This is a genomic window from Chishuiella sp., assembly GCF_032109125.1.
GTDB lineage: Bacteria > Bacteroidota > Bacteroidia > Flavobacteriales > Weeksellaceae > Empedobacter.
Genome location: NZ_DAMCLZ010000002.1, coordinates 261,046 through 278,261 on the forward strand (window position 1 = coordinate 261,046; position 17,216 = coordinate 278,261).

Genomic DNA, 17,216 nt, shown 5'->3' on the forward strand with positions numbered 1-17,216 from the left:
TTTATAAAAACTGAAACAATTTTTATAAAAGGATTTTCACATCAATCGTTTTTGCAGAATACAAATTGATAATAGAAAATTTTTCTATTATCAATTTGTATTTTACTTAAAGAAGAGGATTTTGTTTAACCAATCTCCACAACTGTTCTTTTGTATTATTTAAAGGTTTTAAGACAATATCAGAATTAGTTTCTTCGGATGAAATACTTATATATAAATTGGTTTCTTTTTGTTTTATAAGATAAGTGTTCTCTGCTTGTTTTATAAATTCCCATTCTTGTGAATTATCATCCAATTGTATCTGATTAAGTTTCCCATTTAATTTTGCATCAACCTGAAAAGTTTTCTCTGTATACCTATTCTGAAGTTGATAAGTATTTTCTCCTGTTTCTTTTAAATCCCAAGTCATACATTTCCAACGATAACTATTATATAAAATCAAGCGATTACCATCTTGTTTGCCAGCAGCATAAGGGCGTATGTTTTTTCCAGTTTGAATGTTCTGTATAGCATATCTTTTTCCTTTGTATTGCATACGAGTAAATGATAAAATTGTAATTCCAATCATCACAAAAAGTAGTGAAGCAATAAGTAATTTTATCATAAATATTTTTTTGTTATTTCTATGCAGTAATCCCAAACTTTCTGTTCATTTATTTTCGAATAATATCTATCATCAGGTTTTTGGATATTATTTCTATTTCCAAAAAATTGACCTGTTACATTTTTTACATCAGGAGAAGACGCTAAATAAATACTTGTCATTGCTCCTTTTTCAGGTTTATCCATTACAAGTAATGCCACTTTAAAAATAAGATTAAAAAGAAATCCTTTGTCTGCATCTTGTCCAAAATTAGTTGCAGCAGCACCAGGATGGCATACATTAACAGTAACATTATTAATTCCTCTATCTTTTAAATAAGAAACCATATGTCTAGATATCCAAATAAGATATAATTTAGATAAACCATAAGCTTTATCAGGTTTGTAATCATTTTTCAATTGAAAATCTGAAAAATTAGGTTTCCCACCACGTTTATGCATTGCAGAAGATAGATTTATAATTCTTCCTTCATCACTTTTAGCAAGTAAATCAGCTAAAGACTTCATTAGAATAAAGGGAGCGAATAAATTAAGAGTAATTGTTTTTTCAAAACCTTCTTCAGTTTCTTCTCTATTTTTATTAAAAAATGCTCCAGCATTGTTAATCAAAATATCCAATTTATCATAATTTGTTATTATTTCATTGGACATTTTTACTGTATCTTCAAGTGATAAAAGGTCAGCTACAATAATATCTATATTATTATTTCCTGTAATCTGAATAATTTTATTTCGGACTTTCTCTAATTTATTTTTATTGCGACCATGTATAATAATTTGATGACCTTCTTTTGCTAATTCAGTCGCTGTAATTTTTCCTAATCCTTGTGTAGAACCGGTTATTAAGATTATTTTTTTTGTATTTTTCATTGTTTTATTTATAAATATTTTATGTATAACTTATCTTATAATTCATTAATGATTTAAGACAGAAATGTTTTTAATTAATTTACTCCAACCCACCAATGTTTAAATGTTTGTGTTGTATCATCAAGTTTAACTAATTCACCAATCATAGGTGTTACAAGAGGATAATTTGCTTTGTTAGCAAGCTCTGTTATTTTAATAAGAGGTTCATCCCATGGATGTCTAGATAAAACAAACTTGGATGAATGAACAGGAAATAATTTTTTTGCATTTAAATCTTTAGCAGCTTTTAGAGAGAATTTTGGAGGCATGTGTATTGATGAATACCAATCCTCAGAGTATTGACCATTATCTAAAATTGCTAAATCAAACGAACCATATTTTTTACCTATATCTGCAAAATGATTATTATAACCACTATCTCCACCAATATATATTTTTTGAGAAGGAGAATTTATTGTGTAAGACATCCATAGCGTATTATCATTTATGATAAATTTTCGCCCAGAACCATGTTGTGCTGTGGCTGTTTCAATTGTAAAATTCTTATCAATTTTTATAATTTCATTCCAGTCTTTTTCAATAATTTGTTTATTTTCAAAACCCCAATATTCAAAATTTTCTCCAACACCTAAACCACAAATCACATATTTTATTTTCGATTTTAGAGCCATTATAGTTCTATAATCAAGATGGTCAAAGTGGTCATGAGATATCAAAACATAATCTATATTTGGAAAATCATTTGCAGAATATATCTCTGTACCTTTAAAAGATTTTACACCAAAAGGAAGGGGAGAAGCAGAGCCCATAAGAACAGGATCAACAAGAATTTTTTTTCCATCGATTTGCAGGAAATAAGAAGAATGACCAAACCAAATTAAAAAGTTTTTATTATTAGGTAATTTTTTTAAATCTGTTTTAAAAGAAGGAATTTTATCAGTAGGGAATTTTCTAGGATTATTTCCAAAAAAAGTTCTCCATACTTCTCCAGCCATTGTATAACCTTCTGGTATCATAGAAAATGTTTTCAGATTCCTGAATTTCCCATCTCTATAATTTTGAGATTTTTTAACTTGTTCTAATCTTTTTCCAGTAGGTAACTTACCAAATTGTGGTTGCTGTAAATAAATAATTGTAGCAATACAAATTAGTAGTATTATACCTAAAGTGATTAATATCATTTGTTTAAATATTTTTTTTATTTTCATTATCTCTGTTTTTTTAGAGATTTAAAATTTTGATTAAGCAAATTTAATTTTTAGATTTGCATCTAACAAGTATAAACTATACTTTATACTTAGTTATTATTATGTTAAAATTTTAAATGATATGTTGATAAACGAATTATCAAAAAAAACAGGTGTCCTTATACACACAATACGTTATTATGAGAATTTAGGTTTAATAAAAGGAATATCCAATGATAAAATCAAATCAAATAATTACAAGAATTATGATGACAATGCTGTAGAACGTTTAATGATTATTGTAGATGCAAAAGAGGTAGGGTTTACCTTAGCTGAAATTAGGAATTTATTGGACAGTTGGTACTGTGAAACTTCATCAAAAGAAGAACAAATTGAGATGTTTAATAGTAAAATAGCTGAGATTGATGCGAAAATTAAACAATTCAGACAAATAAAGAAGAGACTAGAAAAGGTTCGTCAAGAGTTAAAAGATGGAGAATGTTAATTTTTTATTTGGGCAAATCCTTCGGAACACGCTTTTTCTTACAATCTTTTATACAAACTGAAATAGTTTTTATAAAAGGATTTTCACGTCAATCGTTTTTGCAGAAAGAATATTTATTTTAGATAATATTATTAAAATAAAAATTAATCTATTTCAACTTATTCAAAAAAAATAATTTAAATTGTAAAGTAAGTTTATATAATACAAAAAGAGTTTTATAAAGTAGATTTCAAATGAAAAATTCCATAAAAGATGTAAAAATAGAATTCAGAAAAACAATCTATCCAATTCAATCGAGTCTTTATGAGTATTTAGAAAAATACAATCGAATGACAAAAATAGAATTGCTTTATGATGATCTTTTACGCTTCAATGACTTTACAAGTATCGAAGATGAAAATGGGAAAGATACGTTATGGTTAAGTGTGTATTATTCTGATCATGAACAAAAAGAGATTAATGAAAACTTAAATAAAATTTATACTATTTTGCATTCGGATGGAGATGAGGAATCATTACCTTTTCTTACTGTAGATAGTATAGAATTTTGCACTTTTGGAAATTCTAAACCTTTCCGAATTAGGATTCGAAATATTCTTAATGATAATTATACCAATTATTATATAAAAAAAGCAGATGCATCGAGAGTTTATGGTTTAGAGTTTGAAGATTTATTATCTATAAATAGAATTAATTATTTAGTTTATAAAGACACGCTAATAGAAGAACATATTTTAGGGATTCCAGGAGATGTTTTTATAGAGAAACATTTACAACATTGTACAGAATTAGGAAAAGCACAAATAGCAAAAGAATTTGTAAAATTTAATGAACGTTGTTTTCTAGGATTATTAGGTGATATGCGTTCTTATAATTATGTGGTAATACCAATACACGATTATAATCAAGTGATTTATAGAATTAGATCGATTGATTTTGATCAGCAATGTTACGAAGGAAATATGAAAATTTATCGACCTCAATATTTTAAAGAAAATAAAAAAATGGTTGAATTGGTAAACGAAAAATTAAAGAAAAATTCGATAGAACAATATCAGCGAGAAACTAGATCGTTATTAACGAAACGATTGATAAAAGGACATAAAAATTTTCAGGATTTAATAGATGTTATGAAACAGGATTTTATAGCTCCACAAGATCATGTAGATCAATTGAAGAATGGGCTGTTAAAATTTACGTACGAACAGCGTTTTAAAAAATGCCAAAATATGGGAGAAATCATGGAGATGGGACTTAATTTTATGATTAAGAATTATAAAAAATAACTTTATCGTATGTAAACAAACTGTCTTATTATTTTTACTGATGAATTTGCAATAGTGATTGACGCGGCATCCTTTTTTTTATTGGTCATTGGGCGAAGTCGAAATTCAATGACCAATCAAAAAAAGATATAGCTGAAAGCACGATGCGAGGCAATTGCCCAAAAAATAAATATAAATTCTAAAAATAATTAAACAATTATCAATGATAAAGTTATTTTTTTGACTAGAATGGTTATTTTCTCTTTTTTAATTGAAATACATTTCCTTCTGGATCTGTTCCGTCACATAACCAATAATTATAATTTTCAAATGTTTTAATTTCTTTCATTTTTATTCCTTTAGAAATTAATTCTTCTCTGGCATCATTTATTGGCATAGTAACTTCAAATACAATTTTTACGTTATTATTCGTTTTATTTGAAGAGATTTTCTCTGCATATTCTTTCCCCATTTTATGTAATCCGATATTTATATTACCAGCATTCAATAAAACCCAAATATCGTCTTCTTCAATTATTTTTAAGTTAAAATTATCTCTGTAAAATATTTTTAGATTTTGAACATCTTTTACATAGAATATGATAGTATCTAATTTTACTTCCATAAATCTGTATTATAATAATTTCTATTTCTCAATCTTTCCTACTCTTAATAAAATAGGAAAATGTATTGCTTTTGTTGTTTCAGTTCCCCAAACTTTTTCAATTTCTATTTGTAATTGTTCAATAGGATTATAATTATTTTGTTTTATAAAATGTTTTACAGCAGACCATGTGTTTAGATAACCAATTAAATGTTCAAGACTCCATAGTTGAACATTTTCAAACTTAGGAGATTCAATTTCATTAAATGGAAAAGGAATTGTTTTATAATCTTCATCAATGTATTTTCTTTCTTTATCCCAGTATTTACCAATTATATTGACATAGAAATCTGAGATTAAATCATCAATTTCTTTGGAAATTTTTAATCTTCCGTAACCGATAACTGCTAGTAAAGCATCTTTTTGAGCTGTTCTTTTGACTTCTGTATAAAATTCATCAAAATTGAACCAATGAATAGCTTGTGCCACAACAATTAAATTGAAGAAATTTTCGTTGAAATTTGTTTTTTCTGCAGCTTGTACAGAATAAAAAATATTATCTGTCTTTGTAGCATTATCTATTTGAGATTGACTAATATCTGTAGCATAAACATTGTTATATGTTTTTGAGAGTATAGATGCAATTTGTCCATTTCCTGTTCCACAATCCCAAGCGTTATTTTTATTTGAAATAATATGATCTAAATAGTTAAATAATTCTTTTGGATAACTTGGTCTATATTTCGCATATTTATCTGATTGTGTTGAAAAATTATCTTTCATAGTTTTATTTTTTTACTTTTTTACTTTTTTACTTTTTTACTTCCATTTATTTACATGTTCTGTATTAGTAGTAAAGTTAGCAGAAAGAGATTTAATTCTATATTGAAGTAATAGTTTTCTTCCTTCAATTGTTCGCGTATAAATTAATTTACATGATCCAACAAATGATTCCCATTGATTTTCGAAATATTCTGCAGAGCGTTTATTTTGTCCCAGAATGTTAGGTACAGAATGATAATCTTTTTGTTTTATGAATTTCAAAAAATTATTTTTACGAATAATAATGTATCTAGGATTTTCTATTGGGTTTATGATTTCTTGTAAAGTATTGATAAATGTGGATTTATCGAATGTCGTACCACCTTCTAAATGACAAAATATAGCTCCGAAATTATCCACAGAAGTACTAATACTTAAGTGAGATCTTTCTGTTTTAATAATTTTTTCTTTGATGAGAGATGTTAAAAGAGCATTTGCAATTTGATGAATATCTTTAGAAATATCTCTGTACTTTAAATATAATCTTAACGTAAAATAAGTTTGTCGTCCATATTTTATAAAACCTATACAACCAAAAACAGCTAGAACAATATATAATTCTTGAAGATTTTTTATTTTTTTTGCATGTTTTAAGATGAGTTCTAAACTTTCGAATCCAAATCCCACAAAAAGAGAAATTAAAGTAGCTATAAGGTTTTTAATCGTATGATTAAAATACATTTTTTTTGTAGATTGATAATCTCTTTTTTCTTGGAATGGAATTTTAATTTCTTCGATTAGATTGACGCCTTGTTTTAATGAATCAGCCCAGTTTTGTTTCAGTTTATCTCTTTCTGATGCAAAAGAAAACATTTTTTCATTTATTTTTTCAATATCTATTTTATTAAAAGAATTTTCGGGAATATTTAATCGTCCAATACCATTTTCTATAGAAATTTCTCCTCTGAGTGAAAGACCAACAAAACTTTTGAAACGTCTTTTTAATAATTCTAAATCGTTTCCGCCATCATTTGTTGTAGGATCAATACATACTAAATGCCATATATTTCCTGCTTTTTTCTCGTTTCCATTTTGTGTTCTTATTGCTCTGCCTCTCATTTGATTCGATAAAACAAAAGAACCTACAAAGCTGGCCAATATTAAAGTATTAATAGCAGGAGCATCCCAACCTTCACCAAGTAATGATTTTGTTCCAATTAGAATTTCAATTTCTCCTTCTTGAAAAATATCTGTTATAATTTGTACAATATCATGTTTTATTTGCTCTGATTGCTGAATTAAAATATAATTATTATCATATGCAACATGGTTATAATTAATTTCTTTAATTCCATATTTTTCGGCTGTTTCTTTAAATGAAGGAAATGCATTTTTGGGAATTATAATAAGAGAACCAGTAAGAACACCGATTTTTTTATGTTCTATATTCTTTCGTCTTAGTTTTTCGAAAATAGGAATAACCCCCATTTTATTTAACTCAAGATTATTTTCCGATTCATTGATAAAATATTCTTTTCGAATATAATCGGAAAGAATAACTAACCTTAAATCTTTACCTAATTGATTGTATTCTAAATCTACAATCTCTTTTATACTATTTAATTTATTGATACTTGAAGTTAAAAGATTTGATATTTTTTTATTATAAAAAAAGTTAATCTTACGATTTTCTATAACACCATGTATTCTTAATTTATTTTCGATTGTTTTTTTATGTTCATCAAATTCAGAGAAATATTCTTTTTCTTTAAATAAATAAAAATCTAAAAGAATTTCCATCCATTCATAATTTATTTGGGGAATTTCTAATTCCTTATCTCCAACAATATCAAGATGAATTTTAGGAATATCAATATTATTTGAGTGGAGAAAAATAAGACAAGCAGAATAGAAAGATAAATTGGTATATATCCAATCTAAATTTTCTGTAGGATTTTTCCAAAGAGAATGTATTTGTAGAGCTTCTATAATGGTTTTATCAACTTTGATTTCTTGAAAAATATTTTCTATATTTTCTCTAAACTCAATGAAAGTTTTATGTTCTTGATTTGTTGGAACACTGAAATGGATATAATCTTGATGTGGACATAAATCTCCTTCTATAATTAGTTCTGGTACTGAAATTTCTGTATCTACAGGTCCATTTAAACTTATATATCGTTCCCATTCATTTACAGAGACATCATAGGGAGGTGTAGCAGTGAGTCCAACAATGATAGGATCTATTTTTTCTTTAACTTTAGTTAATGTTTGCCACCATTCATTTTTTAAATGATGGGCTTCATCGACTACAATTGTTTTTATACTTTGTGATTGTAGTTTTTTTATAATTTCTTTTAAGTTTTTATTTTTCTTTAATTGATTTTTTTCTTCATTTACCCCTTTTTCGTTTTCTTTTAGGTTATTACATGCTGCATGTAAGCCTTGATAGGTAACAACAGTCATAAATTTAGGATTTCTGATATCTTTTGAAATCCAATCTGGAATTTTATTTGTTTGTAGAAAAAGATCACAAAATCTATGAATCCATTGATTACGTATTGCAATGGTAGGAGCTAGAATTAAAGTTGGTTGATTAATCTGTATTGCTACTTCTAATCCCAAAACTGTTTTTCCTGAACCAGGTGGAGCAATAACATGTAAGTGTCTATCAGAAAGATGTGTTTGTAATTCATCAAGAACTCGCTGTTGATATTTTCTCCAAGTATATTTAAATTTTATGTTTTTCGGAAATTCTTTCAATTTTTAGATTATCTAAGTTGTTTAAAAGTACATTAATAAATTGTGTTTTTATTATTTTAGTTAAATTAAAATAAGCTCACTTAAATCAAGTGAGCTTATTAGGTTAATAATAATATACTTATTAATTATTTTTTTAAATTGATTGACTTAAAACATCAAGTCCTATTAAGGCATTTGCAACTTGCTCTGCAGTGAAATTAGGATTTAAATTGCGTAAAGTATCATTTTTATCGTTTGCTTTTTCACCTATTTTTACAAGTTCTTTGTAATCTACTTTGTCAAGGTGCATATCCTTTAATGTTGTAGGCATATTAATTGAACGATAAAATTTAATATACTTTATGATTTCTTCATCTGAACGACCTTCTAAGACCATTTGAGTAAGTGTACCATAAGCAACTTTTTCTCCATGTGACAATTCATGAATTTTTCCAGGAACAGCAGTGAAACCATTGTGAATGGCATGCGCTGCAGCTAAACCTGCATTTTCGAATCCTAATCCTGAAAGTAAAGTATTTGCTTCAATTACAGCTTCTACAGCAGGTGTTACAGTCTTTTTTTCAACAGCTTTGTAAGCACTATATCCGTATTTTAATAATGTTTCTTCACAAGCTTTAGCAATAGCTAAACCTGCTATACTTTGTTGTCCACCAACCATCGATTGTGAATTTGTACGAGCTACAGCCTGCGCTTCTACATATGTTGCTAACCCATCTGCGATACCTGAAGCAAAAAAGCGAACTGGAGCTTGTGCACAAATGTAACTATCTACAAATACTAAGTCAGGATTTTTTTTGTAGAAAAGATAATCTTCAAAAATACCTTTTTCAGAATAAATAACAGACAATCCACTAGAAGGAGCATCTGTAGATGCTACTGTAGGAACTATAATAACAGGTAATTTTAAACTATTAGCAATTGCTTTAGCAGAATCAAGAGTTTTTCCTCCACCAAGACCTATAATCATATCGACTTTTTTGTCTTTTGCGATACCTGAAAGTCTAGAAATTTCTTTTTTTGAAGATTCTCCACCAAATATTTCATAGTGATATGTTACTTTTTCTTTATCTAATGATGAAGAAATATCTTTTTTTACAAGTTTCCAAACTACTTCATCAGCGATTAAAAAAGCTTTTTTACCAAATGGAGCAATATGTTCACCTAATTCTTTAATAATGTGCATCCCTTGGATATATTTACCAGGAGAAGTAAAAATGATTTTGTTCATATTTTTATTTTATAGTTAAGGAAAAAAATCCTTTATTTTGGTTGTAGTAATAATAGATAAAATAATATTAATAGACAATTTTTAAATCATAAACTATTGTTAATCAATTTAAATGTTTTTTATTTTTAATCTATTATTCGTCTTTTATATGAATGTATTTACAAATTTTAATTAGCTCTATTTTGTTCTTTAAAATCAATATTTTTTCTTACTTCTTTTATTTTTTTATTTCCAAAATTATAAGTTAGACTCAATTTTAAACCTCTATAATCATTGTATTGATAAAATTCTGATTTATATCCGTCGTTTAATGAATAACCATCATTTTTTAAAGTTTTAAAGAGATCAGTAATTAGTAGATTTACTTGTAAATTTTTATTAAAGAAGGAACTTTTAATTCCAGGAGAAAATTCTAATTGATCTTTTAATTTTATATTAGAATAAGTGAATGGTAATGAATGCCAGAAGTTTAACATTAAAAACCATGTTTTGTTTTCATTTAATGTGATTGTATTGTAAAATGAATAAGATAATGAATAAATCTTTAGCTTTTCTAATTCAATAATTGTTGGTTTTGTTCTTGTATAAGAACCATTTGCATTAAATGAAGTTTCCCAAATTTTGAAGAATGTATCATAATACCCAAAGTTTAAACCTATTCTATTTTGATTGTATCCATTTCCTATGATGTTACTATATATTCCATTGGATATTCTTGCAATCTGTTATTGTAATATTGTTCTGTTTGTAAATAGCAAGACAAAGGTTTGTATTAGGAAATGTGGTATAAGAAATATTTTGAGATTTATCTGAATTGAAAATAATAAAATACTGAATAATATTTTTTTAGAGCAGGATGTTTAGGTTTTATTATTTCAGTCTTCATTTATTTTCATTTAGTTAGTGAAAATACAATTTATTAAAATATTTTGTATTTATATAAAATAGAATTATAATTCTATTATTTTTGGAAGGACATCTACATCATGATTTGCTATTACTTCTATACAATTAGGTTTTTCACTCATCATTTTTGTCCATTGTAAAGATTCTATAACTTCATTTTTATCAACTTGGACACCAGGAAGAATCATTTGTTCCCAAGATTTTTTAGCGTAACCTGTGTCACTTGCTAAAAGTAAAAATTTTCCATTATTTTGAATAATTATAGATGTTAATCCATGTGTATGACCAGGAGTATTAACAAAAACGATAGATTGATCACCGAATAAATCATAAGATAAATTTTGTGGTCCTAGGTTAGATTTTTCAAATTGATATGTTTCTATGTTTATATTTTCCCACATACTAGGAACATATCGATAAGGCATTTTTATAGCGTCTTCCATTTCTAGATTATTAACTATAATTTTTTTTGCATTTTTTACAAGTTTTAAACCACTTACATGATCAGAATGTAAATGACTAAGAACAAGATAATCTATATCAGTATCTTTATAGCCTAATTGTGCTAATTGTTCATTGATAGCTTGTCCTTCGGGTAAATCTGCTTTATTAATTAACCAATGAATAAATCCCATATGTTTTCTACCTTGGTCTCCAATTCTAACATCTGTATGCCATCCTGTATCTACTAGAATGAGTCCTTTAGGGTGTTCAATTAGATAAGCGGAAACAGGTAACCAAATTTGGTATTTATTACTTCTCAGAATACCTGTATAAGAAATTGGATTCCATGTTTTTTCGCTAAAAGGAAGTGATGAGTCTACACGAACTTTACCACAATGTAGAATATGTACTTTTATTGTTTCCATCTTTGTTTTTTATTTAATAACAAATTTAATATTGGTTTTTAAATAAAAATTTGATTGAAATCAAAAAAAGCTATTTACTATTTCGTAATCGACTCAAAGTCTCTTGTGTAATACCAAGATAAGATGCAATATATCCCAAAGGAATTGTATTGAATACAGAAGGATTTGATGTCATTAAATGTTCGAATCTTTCTTTTGGAGTTTTGAAATTTATAGCGTAAATATAATCTGTAAATCGTTTTATATTTTCTATCATAATTTTCTGATTTAGTTGTAGTAAATCTAAGTTATTGGAAGAAAGTTTTTCCCAAATCTTGTAATTAAATTTGCTAATAGTTGTATCAGTAACCGACTGTATACCAAATTTACATTCTTTGTTATAAAAAATACTGTCTACAGGAATACTAAATTGATTTTCATTACAAAAGTAAAGCGTTACTTCCTTTTCCTCTGTTCTATAAAATATTCTTGCAATACCTTTCTCTATAAAAAAAACATTTTTAGATAAACTATCAGGTTCTAAAATAATTTCTTTTTTAGAGAAATTAATGGTAGATATAGTATTGTTTAATTCTATAATAGACTTTTCTTCTAAATGTAATTGTTTTGATATGTATTCTAATAATTTCAAATCTTGATGTATTTCGTTCTAATTTAAAGTTTTTGATTCAATAAAATAAAAATTATTAGTATTTCTGTATTAAAATAGTAATTTTAAGAAAAAATATTACAATGAAATTAATTCGTCCGAAAATAATAGGAACGTTGAAAATTCAGAAAATGATGGCAGGAAATTTGGCAGTTATAAATGATATAAAAAATTCTCCAAATAAAATTATTATTCCTTGTCATTCAATTAAGGATGGAGAAGAAATTATTGATAAAATAAAAAAAGCTAAAGCTGGTGAATTATTACATTTGTAATAATCTATATTTATTTAAAAATATTATGAATTTTGTAGCATTTATATTTTAAGCTATCTAACCAATTATTTTTATATGGTAAATTGTGTGTATGCAAAAATTGATTAGCTTTTACTCTTATTAACCAATTATTATCCCTGCTTAAATATTTTACTTCTTGAATAATTTCAGTATAATTATTTATAGAATCAGAATCTATCCAATCATTAATTACATCGAATACAAGTAATTGACCTTGTATATTTTTTGTTTTTAGTTTATTAGATAAAAAATAAATGATTTCATCATTAGAAGAAATATCATCTGGAATTATAGATTCTAAAAGAGGTAAAAATTTATCAGATTCATTTTCTTCAATTGATAACTCAAAAATTCTTTTAAATTCAGAGATTAAAAACTCATTCCATTCTGCGTAATCTTCAGAAAGTAAATAATAAATAAGCTCAATTGTTTCTAAATCAGAATTTTTTGATTGACAGAAATATTTTAATTCTTCTTTGTTGTTTTTACATAAAGCAAGAATTTCATTTCCTATTTTTTTATCTTTTTTTATGTATTCTCTAAATGTAGGTAATTCATTAAAAATATTTTTATGAATTGATGTTTTTTGTTTTTTAAAAGAATAAAGTATAGCTGTCAACTTCTTTTTATTGGTTTTATATTCATCTATTTCTATCTCAATTTTTTGTTTATTATGTTTAAAAGTTAAATAATCACTATTATATTTTATACCATTCTGACTAGTATATTTTTCTTTAGATATAATGACAGGAAAAGTTATTTTACTCCAATTATAAAAAGTATTATTAACTGTTATACCATCTTTTGTAAAAATAATTTTATTATTAATATTTTTTAAATTAGATATTATTTTATTTATACCTACAACGATTAAGTATATAGAAAAAGCGAATAAAAAAACATATTTTTTATTAAAGTCTTTTATTTCATTATAATTTATTTCAACTAATAGAATATAAGTTCCTAGAATAAAGAAAAAAGCATAACTTAAAATTCTTATGAATAGTTTAATTGTAGAATATTTTACTTCTACATTTTCTGAATTGATGTATTCATCCATCGAATTAATAAAATTTATTCTGTAAAGTTACTTTATTGTAAGGCAATATAATCTCATACTATGATATTTTTCAGAATAAAATAAAAAAGTTAAGTTCTTTAAAAATTGTAATTTGGGAATTGTAAATAAAATTATGTTTTATGCAACATTCAATAAATTTCAAACAACTAATAAATAAATTAAATCCAATTGTACAAGCTCCAATGTTTGGTGTTACAACTCCAGAAATGGTTGCAGCAGCAAATAAAGCGAACTGTTTAGGTTCATTAGCGCTTGGAGATTTGAATGCCGAAAAATCTATCGAAGAAATTCTAAAAACAAAAAAACTTACAAATGATACTTTTGCGGTAAATATATTTGTTCATCAACTACCAAAAATAACAAAAGAATTAGAAGAAAAATATAACCTTTCGAAATCTTTTATAGAACAATTAGCACAAGTGAATCAACTCGATGTAGTTCTTCCGAAACTAGAAGAAATAAAAGTAAATAGCTACCAAGAGCAAGTAGATGCAATAATAGATGAAGATTGTAAAATACTAAGTTTCACTTTTGGGAATTTAGATGAAGTAAGTATACAAAAATTAAAAAGTAATGGAACTATTTTAATAGGAACTTGTACTTCTTTAGAAGAAGCATTAACATTAGAAAAAGCAGGAATAGATTGTATCTGTGTACAAGGCTGGGAAGCAGGAGGGCATAGAGGAAGTTTTGTTTCAGAGAATATTCCAGAGATAGGAGGATTATCTTTATTAGCTAAAATTTCTGAACAAGTTAATATTCCTATTATTTATGCTGGTGGAATTTATAATGCGAAAACATTTGTAGCAGTACAAAAATTAGGAGCAAGTGCAGTACAAGTGGGTAGTTTGCTATTGAACTCAAAAGAAAGTGGTTTACATGATTTTGAAAGGGAACGATTAAAACAAGTCAATGAAGATGAAATTATTTTAACAAAAAGTTTCTCTGGTCGATATGCAAGAGGAATAAAAAATATTTTTACATCAACAATAGATAATTCAGACTATATTTTACCTTATCCTTATCAAAATAAATTAACAGCAGCACTTCGTAAAATAGCAAAACAAAATAAAAATGCAGATTTTACAAATATCTGGGTAGGACAGTCTATTTCTCATTTTAGTGAAAAGTCAACAACAGATATTTTATTACAACTTGTTGAAGATATAAAATTAATGAAATTATAGAATAATTATTCTATAATTTCATTAACATGTGTGTTGATATTTTCAGCAATTTTTTCAATTGGTAAACTATCAGAATCATTTCCAAAAGGATCTTCTATAGATTCAGCAATTAATTCTAAAGAAGCTAAAACATAAAAAATAAATGGTACAGCTACAGCTACAAAATATCCAATAGAAAAAACGAATCCTATAGGAAGAGTAGCGACGTAAATAACAATAAATTTTTTGATGAATGAACTGTAAGAATAAGGAATAGGTGTATTTTTAATTCTTTCACATGCGCCACAAATATTTGTTAGCTCATTCAAATTATTATTCAAATTACTAAACTGAAAATCGTTGAGAGTATTTTCTTTATAAATTTTATTTACATGTTTTATAATTAGATTTGCAACCTGATTTGGACCATGTTTAGCTTTTAAATCAATGTCTTTATGTTCATTAATTTCATCAAGCATAAATGTTGTATAATCTGATTTTAAAAAGGAAGATAAAACTCTTGAATAAAGGGGAATTGTTTTTTTGAAAAAAGTTCTATTTTTTACATCCTCTTTTGGTAAATAAGCATTAAACTGTATAGCAAGATTACGAGACGTATTTGTTATGCTCCCCATTGTTTACGAGCTTCCCACCATCTGTCATACGCAGAATTAGTTCTAAATACAAGTAAAATAGATAATACAAATCCCAATAGATTATGAACAATCATAATATTTTTCACCCAACTTTTTTCAGAGAGTTTAATATATTCTAATTCATAATATGCAACACCCCAAGAAAAAAGTCCAATAGCGATAATATAAGGAATAAGTTTCCTAAATGTATCAGTTTTGTGCATATACAAAACTGATTTCCACCATTCTTTTGAATTATAAATGATCATAAACAAAAATAATTTTTTTTACTTATAAATCAACTATTCAGTCGTTTTTTATAATTTTTTGCAAAAACGATTGACGTGGAAATCCTTTGCTAATAGGATGCATTTCGACATTTACTTAATGACCAATTAGCAAAGATTGTAACAGAAAGCGTGGCCCGAAGGGTTTGCCCAAAGAATAAACATAAAAAAAGGGAAAGTTACCTTATGTAAATTTCCCTTTTATAGTTATCTAATTATTTTATTTTACTTGTAAAATAGAGCGTTGGTGACTAAAGTTTTCTAAACTAAATTTACCATGGTATTTTCCCATTCCAGATGTTCCTACTCCACCAAATGGTAAATAATGAGAACCAACATGGATTAATGTGCTATTTATTTCTGCATCTCCACTTGTTGTACGAGCAATAACATCATCAGCAAAATCTTGACTTTCTGTAAATACATACAATGCCAATGGTTTTGGACGATTGTTTATTTCATCTAAAACAACATCTATATCTGTATAAGTAAGAATAGGTAGAATAGGACCAAAAATTTCTTGCTGCATGATTTGGTCATCCCATGTTACATTATCCATTAAAGTAGCTTCGAAATGACGAGTTTCTAAATCATATTTTCCACCATAAGTTACTTTTTCTGGAGCAGCATCTAGGTAAGAAGCAAGATTTTTTATTTGTTGCTGACTTACTATTTTTCCAATTTTACCCAACGAACTAATTCCGTAAGTTTCTTTTAAGAAAACTTTGAATTTTTCTACAAATTGTTCTTTAATATCTTCGTGAATATAAATATAATCTGGCGCTACACAAGTTTGCCCGCAGTTTATCCATTTTCCCATAGATATGCGTTGTATAGTTTTGTCTAAATCAGCATCTTTGTGTACAATTGTAGGTGATTTCCCTCCAAGTTCTAATGTAAGAGGAATAAGCTGTTCTGCAGCAGCTTTCATCACTATTTTTCCAACGTTTGGACTTCCAGTAAAAAAGATATAATCGAATGGTAAACTAAGTAATAATGTATTTTCTTCTATTGCTCCTTGTACCACAGCAACATATTTTTCGTCGAATGCTTCTTTTACAATATCTTCAATTACTTGAGCAACATGTGGTGTGTTTTCCGATGGTTTTATAATAGCTGTATTACCAGACATCAAAGCACCAATTAGTGGACTAAAAGATAATTGAACAGGATAATTAAAAGGCCCAATAATATAATTTACACCATAAGGTTCATAAATAATTTTACTTGTCGTTTCAACTCCAGAAGGATGAGGTTTAGATTCTACAAAAGTAGGTTTCGTCCATTCGTCTAAATTCTCTAGAATATAATCCAGTTCACTTACTACAATTCCTATTTCTACGTATTTTGTTTCTTCCTCACTTTTTCCTAAATCTATATTTACTGCTTCACAAATAGCATCGGTATATTTTAAGAATACTTCTCGAAAATGTGTAAGTTGAGCTTTTCTGAATGCAATATCTTTTGTCTGATTTGTTTTGAAAAAAGCCTTTTGTAAGTCAAAAATCTTTTTTATTCTTTGTTCAATTTCTTTTTTCAT

Annotated in this window: 16 protein-coding genes and 1 pseudogene; 4 read left to right on the forward strand and 13 right to left on the reverse strand. The window is 26.5% G+C overall.

The annotated features are described in order from the left end of the window. Positions 1-106: 106 nt before the first annotated feature. The 3 genes from RT575_RS04135 to RT575_RS04145 all read right to left on the reverse strand — a co-directional run bounded on the left by RT575_RS04135 (position 107) and on the right by RT575_RS04145 (position 2,681). Positions 107-604, reverse strand: coding sequence for an RICIN domain-containing protein (locus RT575_RS04135; protein ID WP_313579018.1), 498 nt, complete (start codon positions 602-604; stop codon positions 107-109). Beyond that, positions 601-1,473 carry an SDR family NAD(P)-dependent oxidoreductase gene (locus tag RT575_RS04140; protein WP_313579020.1) on the reverse strand — a complete coding sequence of 291 codons (873 nt, stop codon included), beginning with the start codon at positions 1,471-1,473 and terminating at the stop codon, positions 601-603. The genes RT575_RS04135 and RT575_RS04140 overlap by 4 nt, the downstream gene beginning before the upstream one ends. A gap of 74 nt (positions 1,474-1,547) precedes the next feature. After that, positions 1,548-2,681, reverse strand: a complete 1,134-nt coding sequence (locus RT575_RS04145) for an MBL fold metallo-hydrolase (protein ID WP_313579022.1) — start codon at positions 2,679-2,681, stop codon at positions 1,548-1,550. 121 nt (positions 2,682-2,802) lie between these two features. Here RT575_RS04145 and RT575_RS04150 point away from each other — a divergent pair, with 121 nt between their 5' ends. Both RT575_RS04150 and RT575_RS04155 read left to right on the forward strand, forming a co-directional pair. Beyond that, positions 2,803-3,165: a MerR family transcriptional regulator gene (locus RT575_RS04150; RefSeq protein ID WP_313579024.1), complete on the forward strand. Its 363-nt coding sequence runs from the start codon at positions 2,803-2,805 to the stop codon at positions 3,163-3,165. Between the two features lie 245 nt (positions 3,166-3,410). Beyond that, positions 3,411-4,451: a hypothetical protein gene (locus RT575_RS04155; protein ID WP_313385624.1), complete on the forward strand. Its 1,041-nt coding sequence runs from the start codon at positions 3,411-3,413 to the stop codon at positions 4,449-4,451. Positions 4,452-4,683: 232 nt separating this feature from the next. On the opposite strand, the gene RT575_RS04160 is transcribed toward RT575_RS04155, so the two are convergent. The 7 genes from RT575_RS04160 to RT575_RS04190 all read right to left on the reverse strand — a co-directional run bounded on the left by RT575_RS04160 (position 4,684) and on the right by RT575_RS04190 (position 12,193). After that, positions 4,684-5,055: a hypothetical protein gene (locus RT575_RS04160; RefSeq protein WP_313579026.1), complete on the reverse strand. Its 372-nt coding sequence runs from the start codon at positions 5,053-5,055 to the stop codon at positions 4,684-4,686. Positions 5,056-5,076: 21 nt separating this feature from the next. Further along, on the reverse strand, positions 5,077-5,817 hold the full coding sequence (locus RT575_RS04165; RefSeq protein WP_313579027.1) for a class I SAM-dependent methyltransferase: 741 nt from the start codon (positions 5,815-5,817) through the stop codon (positions 5,077-5,079). 36 nt (positions 5,818-5,853) lie between these two features. Next, positions 5,854-8,559 (reverse strand): DEAD/DEAH box helicase family protein, encoded by a 2,706-nt coding sequence (locus tag RT575_RS04170; RefSeq protein ID WP_313579029.1) that lies wholly within the window; start codon positions 8,557-8,559, stop codon positions 5,854-5,856. A 133-nt stretch (positions 8,560-8,692) separates the two neighbouring features. Further along, positions 8,693-9,787 carry a glycerol dehydrogenase gene (locus RT575_RS04175; RefSeq protein ID WP_313385472.1) on the reverse strand — a complete coding sequence of 365 codons (1,095 nt, stop codon included), beginning with the start codon at positions 9,785-9,787 and terminating at the stop codon, positions 8,693-8,695. A gap of 167 nt (positions 9,788-9,954) precedes the next feature. Next, a complete protein-coding gene (locus RT575_RS04180; RefSeq protein WP_313579170.1) occupies positions 9,955-10,509 on the reverse strand; it encodes an outer membrane beta-barrel protein in 555 nt (184 codons plus the stop codon). 228 nt (positions 10,510-10,737) lie between these two features. After that, entirely contained in the window at positions 10,738-11,562 is an 825-nt protein-coding gene (locus tag RT575_RS04185; protein WP_313579031.1) for an N-acyl homoserine lactonase family protein, read from the reverse strand. A 70-nt stretch (positions 11,563-11,632) separates the two neighbouring features. Continuing rightward, entirely contained in the window at positions 11,633-12,193 is a 561-nt protein-coding gene (locus RT575_RS04190; RefSeq protein WP_313579033.1) for a Crp/Fnr family transcriptional regulator, read from the reverse strand. Positions 12,194-12,294: 101 nt separating this feature from the next. On the opposite strand from RT575_RS04190, the gene RT575_RS04195 reads away from it, so the two are divergent. Further along, positions 12,295-12,486, forward strand: a complete 192-nt coding sequence (locus RT575_RS04195; protein WP_313376079.1) for a hypothetical protein — start codon at positions 12,295-12,297, stop codon at positions 12,484-12,486. A 10-nt stretch (positions 12,487-12,496) separates the two neighbouring features. Here the strand turns inward: RT575_RS04195 and RT575_RS04200 are convergent, their stop codons facing one another. Next, on the reverse strand, positions 12,497-13,567 hold the full coding sequence (locus RT575_RS04200; protein ID WP_313579035.1) for a hypothetical protein: 1,071 nt from the start codon (positions 13,565-13,567) through the stop codon (positions 12,497-12,499). Positions 13,568-13,707: 140 nt separating this feature from the next. On the opposite strand from RT575_RS04200, the gene RT575_RS04205 reads away from it, so the two are divergent. Then, positions 13,708-14,775, forward strand: coding sequence for a nitronate monooxygenase (locus tag RT575_RS04205; RefSeq protein ID WP_313579036.1), 1,068 nt, complete (start codon positions 13,708-13,710; stop codon positions 14,773-14,775). A 5-nt stretch (positions 14,776-14,780) separates the two neighbouring features. On the opposite strand, the pseudogene RT575_RS04210 reads toward RT575_RS04205, so the two are convergent. Beyond that, positions 14,781-15,658 (reverse strand): annotated as a pseudogene (locus tag RT575_RS04210) (bestrophin family protein). A 238-nt stretch (positions 15,659-15,896) separates the two neighbouring features. Then, positions 15,897-17,216: an NAD(P)-dependent benzaldehyde dehydrogenase MdlD gene (gene mdlD / locus RT575_RS04215; RefSeq protein ID WP_313579037.1), complete on the reverse strand. Its 1,320-nt coding sequence runs from the start codon at positions 17,214-17,216 to the stop codon at positions 15,897-15,899.

Bases quoted from the DNA above. Each gene is read 5' to 3' on its own strand.
- RT575_RS04205 (WP_313579036.1), top strand. From the start codon at position 13,708: ATGCAACATTCAATAAATTTCAAACAACTAATAAATAAATTAAATCCA.
- RT575_RS04150 (WP_313579024.1), top strand. From the start codon at position 2,803: ATGTTGATAAACGAATTATCAAAAAAAACAGGTGTCCTTATACACACA.
- RT575_RS04160 (WP_313579026.1), bottom strand. From the start codon at position 5,055: ATGGAAGTAAAATTAGATACTATCATATTCTATGTAAAAGATGTTCAA.
- RT575_RS04145 (WP_313579022.1), bottom strand. From the start codon at position 2,681: ATGAAAATAAAAAAAATATTTAAACAAATGATATTAATCACTTTAGGT.
- RT575_RS04185 (WP_313579031.1), bottom strand. From the start codon at position 11,562: ATGGAAACAATAAAAGTACATATTCTACATTGTGGTAAAGTTCGTGTA.
- RT575_RS04165 (WP_313579027.1), bottom strand. From the start codon at position 5,817: ATGAAAGATAATTTTTCAACACAATCAGATAAATATGCGAAATATAGA.
- RT575_RS04135 (WP_313579018.1), bottom strand. From the start codon at position 604: ATGATAAAATTACTTATTGCTTCACTACTTTTTGTGATGATTGGAATT.
- RT575_RS04175 (WP_313385472.1), bottom strand. From the start codon at position 9,787: ATGAACAAAATCATTTTTACTTCTCCTGGTAAATATATCCAAGGGATG.
- RT575_RS04140 (WP_313579020.1), bottom strand. From the start codon at position 1,473: ATGAAAAATACAAAAAAAATAATCTTAATAACCGGTTCTACACAAGGA.
- RT575_RS04200 (WP_313579035.1), bottom strand. From the start codon at position 13,567: ATGGATGAATACATCAATTCAGAAAATGTAGAAGTAAAATATTCTACA.
- RT575_RS04195 (WP_313376079.1), top strand. From the start codon at position 12,295: ATGAAATTAATTCGTCCGAAAATAATAGGAACGTTGAAAATTCAGAAA.
- mdlD (WP_313579037.1), bottom strand. From the start codon at position 17,216: ATGAAAAAAGAAATTGAACAAAGAATAAAAAAGATTTTTGACTTACAA.